A 3,699-nucleotide genomic window follows, 5' to 3' on the forward strand; every position below is an offset into this window, starting at 1 on the left:
GCGCTTTCTTCCCCTTCTCCCCTTGTGGGAGAAGGTGGCGCGGACGAAGTCCGTGCCGGATGAGGGGTCTGCATCCGCGGAGAGAACCCCTCACCCGCCTTCGCTTCGCTCAGGCACCCTCTCCCACAAGGGGAGAGGGGAACAGCGCCCAGCCGATTTGCCTGTCAGGTTGTTTTGCGAGCATGCCGTCCAGCCCCTTTTTCAAAAATTTTTCCTCTTCCCGTTTCATGCAAATCACCTTCCTGATCCTCGTCGTCCCGCCCGATGAGAGGGGCGTTTCGCGATCGTCACGAACGTGCGGCGGGATGCGGTGGACGCGGATGGCGCTTCAGACGAGGGCGCCGGACGCGGACGGCGAAGTCGTGTGGTCCTGACGTCTCGACGCTGGCGTCAAGCCGGCAGCCAACGCTGCCGGTGAGGGTGACAAAAAAGCCCGATCGCCCGGGAGAGCACGAAATAAGCCGTAAAACCATTGCGCGGGGAATGCCGGGTGATTCCGGTGTGACCTGACAACGCGTGTGCGCTTACACCCACTATCTCTGCACACGCGGCTATCGGGCGCATCGGGCGCCCGGCATTCCCTGCGCCTTCTTTCGAAGGGGGCGGAACGCAAGGGCCAAAACTCGCGCATGACATGCGGCGAGATAGCGGAGCTGTGCACGGTGATCTCCCCTCCCTCCACGCGCTCTTGCGCGTGGCGGGGAGGGGTCGGGGGTGGGGGGTCTATCAGTTTGCTCCGCGGGCAGCGAATTTGCCGAGGTACCCCCCACCCCCACCCCCGACCCCTCCCCGCCGCTTCGCGGGGGGAGGGGAGCGACGAAGCACTCCAGTTTTCCCGCACGGTGATATGGATTGCTTCGCTTCACTCGGAATGACGAGAAGAAAATCATTTGCTGGGTCACGTTGAAAATCCATCCACGTCGTCCCGGGCAAGCGAAGCGCGACCCGGGACCCATAACCACCGATGTCGATGTTGCGCGACGCTGGGGCAACAGCTTTGTTGACAACAGGCATCGGTGGCTATGGGTCCCGGCTTTCGCCGGGACGACGAGAGAGGAGAGCACGACGTCGTTTACGCCCTTGCCGTCTTTTTCCGGTACGCCAGATGCACCGCGCAATTGCAGCCCGGCGGATGCGCCGCCAATTCGGGGGACGCGATATCGTTGGCGGGTGTCGAAGCCGGCGCCCGCGTCGGCATCGCCTGCTTGACGCGGCGGTCCTGCGCGGACTGGTCCTGCGTCGGGATGTAGTTCAAGACCGGCGCCAGCCAGCGCTCGGTTTCCGCCACGCTCCAGCCCTTGCGCGACGCGTAGTCCTCGACCTGGTCGCGCTCGATCTTGCCGACGCCAAAGTAAAAGCTTTCGGCGTTGCTGAAATAGAGACCCGACACCGACGAGCCCGGCCACATCGCAAAGCTTTCCGTCAGTTTCACGCCTGCGGTGTTCTCCGCATCGAGCAGCGAAAACAGCGTCGCCTTTTCGGTGTGATCGGGCTGCGCGGGATAGCCCGGCGCGGGGCGGATGCCCTTGTATTGTTCGAGGATGAGCTGATCCGGCGCAAGCGCCTCGTCCGGCGCATAGCCCCAGAATTCGCGGCGCACCCGCGCGTGCATCCGCTCGGCAAAGGCTTCCGCCAGACGATCCGCGAGCGCCTTGCACAGGATCGAGGAGTAATCGTCATTGGCATTTTTAAAACGGTCGGCGACGATGTCCTCGCCGATCCCAGCGGTGACCACGAAGGCGCCGATATAATCCGGCACGCCGCTGGCAACGGGTGCAATGAAATCCGACAGCGCCGCGTTGAAGCGGCCTTCGCGCTTTTCCAGCTGCTGGCGCAGCGTGTGGAAGGTGGCAATCTGCTTGCTGCGCGTATCGTCGGCATAGACGACGATGTCGTCGCCTTGCGTGTTGGCCGGCCAGAAGCCGATGGTCGCCTGCGCCTTGAACCAGTTTTCCCTGATGATGCGATCGAGCATCTTGCGCGCGTCGTCATAGAGCGAGCGCGCGACTTCGCCGACCTTGGGATCGCTAAGAATGGCGGGAAAGCGCCCGGTCAATTCCCAGGTCTGGAAGAACGGCGTCCAGTCGATGTAATTTGCCAGCTCGGCGAGGTCGTAATCCCGGAACGATTTGATGCCCAGGAACGCCGGCTTCTTCGGCGGCGTTTTCGCGAAGTCGATCGTCACCGCGTTGGCGCGGGCGTCGGCGAGCTTCAGGCGCTTCTTGTCGGCCTGCGCGCGGAAATGCGCCGCGGAGATTTTCGCGTAGTCGGCGCGCACCTCGGCCGCATAGGCCTCGCGCCGCTCCGGCGACAGCAGCGCCGAGGCCACGCCGACCGCGCGGCTGGCATCATTGACATGGACTACCGGCCCGCTGCGGTAGTTCGGGTCGATCTTCACGGCGGTATGCACGCGGCTGGTGGTGGCGCCGCCGATCAAGAGCGGCACGTTCATGCCCTGGCGTTCCAGCTCGCCGGCGAGAAAGCTCATCTCGTCGAGCGAGGGCGTGATCAGGCCGGAGAGGCCGATGATGTCGGCGCCTTCGGCCTTCGCGGTTTCGATGATCTTGGACGCCGGCACCATCACGCCGAGGTCGATGACTTCGAAATTGTTACATTGCAGCACGATGCCGACGATGTTCTTGCCGATGTCGTGGACGTCGCCCTTGACGGTGGCGAGCACGATCTTGCCGGCGTTTTTGCGGCCGTCGCCGGTAATGCCGTTGGCGAGGTTGCGCGCCTTTTCCTCTTCCATGAACGGCATCAGATAGGCCACCGCCTGCTTCATGACGCGCGCGCTCTTCACCACCTGCGGCAAGAACATCTTGCCGTCGCCGAAGAGGTCGCCGACGATGTTCATGCCGGCCATCAGCGGGCCTTCGATGACGTTGAGCGGGCGCTCGACGGTCAGCCGCACGGCCTCGGTATCTGCCTCGATGAATTCGGTGATGCCGTGCACCAGCGCGTGGCTGAGCCGTTTTTCGACCGGCCATTCGCGCCAGGCGAGATCCTGCTCCTTTGTCTGTTTCTCCTTGCCGCGGAATTTTTCCGCCAGCGCCAGCAGCCGCTCGGAGGCGCCGGGGTCGCGGTTGAGGATGACGTCCTCGCAGGTCTGGCGCAGTTCGGGATCGATGTCGTCATAGACGATCATCTGCCCGGCATTGACGATGCCCATGTCCATGCCGGCCTTGATGGCGTGATACAGGAAAACCGAATGCATGGCCTCGCGCACCGGCTCGTTGCCGCGGAACGAGAACGACAGGTTCGACACGCCGCCGGAGATATGCGCATGCGGCAGGTTGTTCCGGATCCAGCGCGTCGCCTCGATGAAGTCGACGCCGTAATTATTGTGCTCCTCGAGGCCGGTCGCGATCGCGAAGATGTTGGGGTCGAAGATGATGTCTTCCGGCGGAAAATTCAGTTGCCCGACCAGGATGTCGTAGGCGCGCTTGCAGATTTCGGTCTTGCGCGCGAAGGTATCGGCCTGGCCGGCTTCATCGAACGCCATCACCACCACGGCCGCACCATGGCGCCGCGCGATTTTGGCCTCGTGGATGAATTTTTCCTCGCCCTCCTTCATCGAGATCGAGTTCACCACCGGCTTGCCCTGGATGCATTTCAGGCCGGCCTCGATCACGGCGAATTTCGAGGAATCGACCATCACGGGCACGCGGGCGATGTCGGGCTCGGCGGCGACGAGGT

General features: G+C 63.3%; 1 protein-coding gene. It reads right to left on the reverse strand.

What is annotated here, in order from left to right; translation table 11 throughout:
• Positions 1 to 1,072 precede the first annotated feature (1,072 nt).
• Positions 1,073 to 3,699, reverse strand: a 2,627-nt coding sequence (gene metH / locus QZ213_RS25910; RefSeq protein WP_291688910.1) for a methionine synthase, incomplete at its 5' end; no start/stop codon positions are given.

It is taken from the genome of Bradyrhizobium sp., from assembly GCF_017881085.1.
GTDB lineage: Bacteria > Pseudomonadota > Alphaproteobacteria > Rhizobiales > Xanthobacteraceae > Bradyrhizobium.